This is a genomic window from Cryobacterium sp. 10I5, assembly GCF_035019865.1.
GTDB classification, from domain to species: domain Bacteria; phylum Actinomycetota; class Actinomycetes; order Actinomycetales; family Microbacteriaceae; genus Cryobacterium; species Cryobacterium breve_A.
Genome location: NZ_JASJVI010000153.1, coordinates 1 through 4,369 on the forward strand (window position 1 = coordinate 1; position 4,369 = coordinate 4,369).

General features: G+C 61.4%; 5 protein-coding genes and 1 pseudogene. 5 read left to right on the plus strand and 1 reads right to left on the minus strand.

All coding sequences use genetic code 11. The features are described from left to right. The first annotated feature begins 418 nt into the window (after nucleotides 1–418). The 4 genes from QN350_RS19100 to QN350_RS19115 all read left to right on the plus strand — a co-directional run bounded on the left by QN350_RS19100 (nucleotide 419) and on the right by QN350_RS19115 (nucleotide 3,580). Complete coding sequence (locus QN350_RS19100) at nucleotides 419–1,396, plus strand: L-lactate dehydrogenase (protein ID WP_322187923.1); 978 nt, start codon at nucleotides 419–421, stop codon at nucleotides 1,394–1,396. A 142-nt stretch (nucleotides 1,397–1,538) separates the two neighbouring features. Beyond that, nucleotides 1,539–2,423, plus strand: a complete 885-nt coding sequence (locus QN350_RS19105) for a fructose bisphosphate aldolase (RefSeq protein WP_323508717.1) — start codon at nucleotides 1,539–1,541, stop codon at nucleotides 2,421–2,423. Nucleotides 2,424–2,564: 141 nt separating this feature from the next. Continuing rightward, nucleotides 2,565–3,008 carry a PRC-barrel domain-containing protein gene (locus QN350_RS19110; protein WP_322135575.1) on the plus strand — a complete coding sequence of 148 codons (444 nt, stop codon included), beginning with the start codon at nucleotides 2,565–2,567 and terminating at the stop codon, nucleotides 3,006–3,008. A gap of 344 nt (nucleotides 3,009–3,352) precedes the next feature. Then, nucleotides 3,353–3,580 carry a M1 family aminopeptidase gene (locus QN350_RS19115; RefSeq protein WP_322140258.1) on the plus strand — a complete coding sequence of 76 codons (228 nt, stop codon included), beginning with the start codon at nucleotides 3,353–3,355 and terminating at the stop codon, nucleotides 3,578–3,580. 43 nt (nucleotides 3,581–3,623) lie between these two features. Here the strand turns inward: QN350_RS19115 and QN350_RS19120 are convergent. Then, nucleotides 3,624–3,785, minus strand: a pseudogene (locus QN350_RS19120) (ATP-binding protein); the annotation flags it as partial. 182 nt (nucleotides 3,786–3,967) lie between these two features. Here QN350_RS19120 and QN350_RS19125 point away from each other — a divergent pair. Further along, a partial coding sequence (locus QN350_RS19125) for a site-specific integrase (protein WP_323517126.1) occupies nucleotides 3,968–4,369 on the plus strand: 402 nt, incomplete at its 3' end.

Sequence of the window (4,369 nt, forward strand, 5' to 3'; positions counted from 1 at the left end):
TGGCGAAGGTTGTACTCGCGCTTCAGCTCATTCCAGCGCCGGACCGAGACCTCGGCAGCGGGCGAGACCTCGGCGGGTTCACCGGACTGTGGCACTTTGGACATGCTGGTGGATTCGTGCGTTGCATCGGCCATGGATTCCCTCGGTCTCAAACGGGTCATGAACTGCTCGCTACTGAGCCTGGTTCACTGGATGAGCGACCGAGACATAAACGCGTTCACATCGAGAGTGCACACATGACCCATCACAATCGGTGGACGGGATCGCTCCTTCATGCTACATCTGCGGTTCGGAAATCGGCCAGCGAGACGAGCGATACGGCCGATCGGCAGTGTTTCCATGCATCAAGGATGCAGCGACATCCGGTGACCTACAATTCGCCGCGACGGAGGAAACCGCGAAGGAGGAGAGTGGATTCATGAGTGCAATCGAGAATTCCAAACTGGCCATCATCGGAGCGGGCACCGTCGGTACCTCGCTCGCTTACGCGGCGCTGATCCGGCAATCAGCCCGCGAGGTGGTGCTCTACGACATCAACAAGCCCAAGGTCGAAGCCGAAGTACTCGACCTCGCCCACGGCACGCAGTTCACCGGCGCCTCCTGCGTGTCCGGCGGGGCGGACCTCGACGCGATCGCGGGCTCGAACATGGTCGTGATCACCGCAGGAGCCAGGCAGCACCCCGGGCAATCGCGTCTCGATATGTCCGCTGTCAACGTCGGCATCCTGCGTGAGTTGATGCCCACACTCGTCGAACGAGCGCCGGACGCCGTGTTCATGATCGTGACCAATCCGTGCGACATCGTCACTTACGCGGCCCTTCATTTCAGCGGGCTCCCGTCGGCACGGGTTTTTGGCTCAGGCACCGTCCTCGACTCCTCGAGGCTTCGCTTGCTGCTCGCGCACCGCGTCGGCGTCGCGATTGCCAACGTACATGCCGACATCATCGGCGAACACGGCGACTCGGAATTCCCGCTCTGGTCTCAGGCTCGCGTCGGTCCGATCTCCCTCTCCGAATGGGTCAAGGACGACATCTCGCCGGCATCCGACGACCGGGCGAAGTTCTCTGAGGCCGAGTTCGCGGCCATCACCAAGGACGTCAAGACCGCCGCATACCGGGTAATCGCAGGCAAGGGCGCTACGAACTATGCGATCGGACTCTCCGGCGCCCGGATCGTGGAGGCCGTGCTGCGAGACGAGGGCGCCATACTTCCGATCAGTTCCTTGCTCACCGACTATCGCGGCATAAGCCGGGTTGCGCTCTCTGTTCCGGCGGTCGTCAATGCCGGCGGCGTGTCCCGGGTGATCGAGGTGCCGTTCTCCGACGCGGAGCAGAAGCTCTTCCAGCACTCGGCTCATACCCTGCGCGCGACCCTCGACACCCTCAGACTGCCCTAAGGCCGCCGTCAACGCGCCTGCGGCGATGCTCAGGCGACCAGACCAGAACAGAAGTGGCGGACAAACCGCCCTCGGCCACTCGACTCAGACGAGGATCGCTGCTCACTAGACTGAAATGGAGTCCACAACCTTTGGAGGGACTTTGAATACCGAACAAGCAGAAAGAATGAACACCGGAGTCGGCTTCGTCGCGGCGCTCGATCAGAGCGGCGGCAGCACGGGCGGCGCACTGAAGCTCTATGGAATAGACCCGTCGTCCTACAGTACCGACGAGCAGATGTTCGACCTGATGCATCAGATGCGCGCCCGCGTGATGACCGCAGAAAGCTTCACCTCCGACCGCATTCTCGCGACGATCCTCTTCGAGCAGACCATGGACCGCACCGTTGGCAGCCAGCTGACGGGTGATTACCTCACCGCCAAGGGCATCGTGCCGTTTGTCAAGGTCGACCAGGGCCTCGCTGTCGAGGTAGACGGTGTCCAGTTGATGAAGCCACTCACCAAGCTGGAACCCCTCCTCGCACGTGCGGTTGAGCGCACGATGTTCGGTACGAAGATGCGTTCCGTGATCAAGGAAGCCAACCCCGCCGGAATCCAGGCGATCGTCGACCAACAGTTTTCCGTCGCAGGGCAGATTCTGGCCCACGGCCTTGTGCCGATCCTAGAACCCGAAGTCGACGTGAACGCTCCCGACAAGGCCGAGGCCGAAAACTTCCTCAAAGCCGATGCCCTGGCAGCCCTCGACGGGCTCTCCACCGACCAGCCGGTGATCCTCAAGCTGTCGATCCCGACGGTAGCCGGTTTCTACTCCGACCTGATTTACCATCCGATGGTGCTTCGAGTGGTGGCGCTTTCTGGTGGCTACAGTCAGACGAAGGCGTGCCGCTTGCTGGCCGAGAATCTCGGTCTGAGCGCCAGCTTTAGCCGCGCTCTGCTCGAAGGCCTCACCGCCCAACAATCGGACGCCGACTTCGACGCCGTGCTGGCCGCCTCTGTCGAGCGGATCTACGCGGCGTCCACGACCTGAACCACATCCGAGATCGACGCGGGTGGCAACGCCATCGATCCTGACAGGGCCTGACTGGACCTGCCACTCCGCCTCCCGAATGAAAGCGAACCAACAGCCAACGCAAGACAAGGCGGCACACCGCCGGAACGGATAGGGAAAATGACAGATGCGCACTTCGACAAGCTGGTCAGGCTACAGGACAGTGACGAAACCGTCGCCGAGCGAGAAGATGACATTCGAGGTCGGCGAGTGTTCGACAAAGACCACCAACCCCTCGGGAAAATCGACGCGCTGCTCCTGGATGAAAAAGAGAACAAGATTCGATTCCTTGAAGTGGCCTCCGGCGGCTTCCTGGGACTTGGAGAAGCCAAATCATTCATCCCGATAGATGCGATCACGAAAATCACCCAGGACGAAGTCCACATCAGCCAGTCCGCCGAGCACATCGCCGGTGCCCCCACGTACGACCCAGAACTCGTGAACCAAAAGGAATTCTACGAAAATACCTACGGTTACTACGGAGTCATGCCGTTCTGGAGCCCCGGCTACTCACTTCCGACGTACCCAGGTGAGGACCCACTCGCCGGCAAGTGGTATCGCTGACCATCGTTCGACAATGCATTCCTGAACACAGCCAGAGGACACCTCCGCGATTCCCCGTCCCCCAAGCACGCACAGGATCGCTTCACGCCTCGAAGCGTCGCTGAACGTCGGAGTAGGACTCCGCCCCGGCGAGGAAGCCGAGGGTGCCAGAGTAGAGCAACCTCGGGCTGCCAGCGGTCAACGCTCTGATCAAGCCGTAAGGACGTTTGCGTCGGCGTGGCTTGAGTTAGGGCGAGGACCTCGCTTTAACACGCCGTCAAACCCCGACTGTCGACGATTCAGTCGACTACGCCCTAGAGACTCAAACCCCGCCTGTTTACTCACAGGTCGCGGACGAAGCAACAGTGGTCCATGAACTCGGGCACCAATGGTTCGGCGATTCGGTGACGCCCTCTGGCTGGAAGGATATCTGGCTGAATGAAGGCTGGCCACCTACATCGAATGGCTGTGCGCTCAGCATCAAGGCACCGCAACGATTCCTGCGCAGTTTGCCGACGCGATGCCATACCTGGAGGCAAACAACGGCTGGACGCCCAACATCGCAGACCCAGGTGTCGACGCTCGTTGAATAGTAGGCCGTTGGTGCTCTTCGAAAAGTAGGCCACCGTGGTTCATCTATTCTACGGTGTTTTCGGGTCTGGCGGAAGGCAGGGTGGTGATTCCGCTGTCCTTGAGCCGGTAGCTGGCGCCTTTGAGTGAGATGACGTCGGCGTGGTGAACGATGCGGTCGATCATGGCCGCGGCCACGACCTGGTCGCCGAAGACGTCGCCCCAGCGAACTGAGGTTCCCATACGTTCGTTCCGACTCTGAGTGCCGCATCCCCTGTGGGGAGTAGGTCGAGCGTGGTCGGCGTGGCGAGGTGCGATTTGCTCGATCGAGGAGTGAAATATGAGGCAGCGCCTCAGAAATCGAGGCGGGCGGGAGGTATGCAGTGACGCCGCGACCCCGGCTGCGCGTGGTGAGCGACAATTCTCCAGGCGCGCAACTGGCCGATGCCATGGAGCCGATGGAATTCCAGCGGCAGTGCGTGGACGGTTTCGTCGCGAGCCAAGTGGCCCGCGGATTCAGCGCCCTCACCATCGACAACGGCACGGGCGTGCTTGAGCGTTTCCTCGCTTTGGCGGAGAAGCCCGCATGGGAGCTGACCGCCTTCGACGTCGACGCGGTCGTCGCCGCGCTTATCGAACGCGGCGTGGGACCCGTCACGCGCAGGGACTACGTCAGCACGTTCAGACACTACTTCCAGTTTCTGCAAGCCCGGCACTTCGCCGACGTTGAGGCTCGCTTCGGTATCCGTTTGGCCGACCCGATCGACGTGTTCCATGCTGGGCATCACGTAACCAGCGAGTCGCCCGCGACC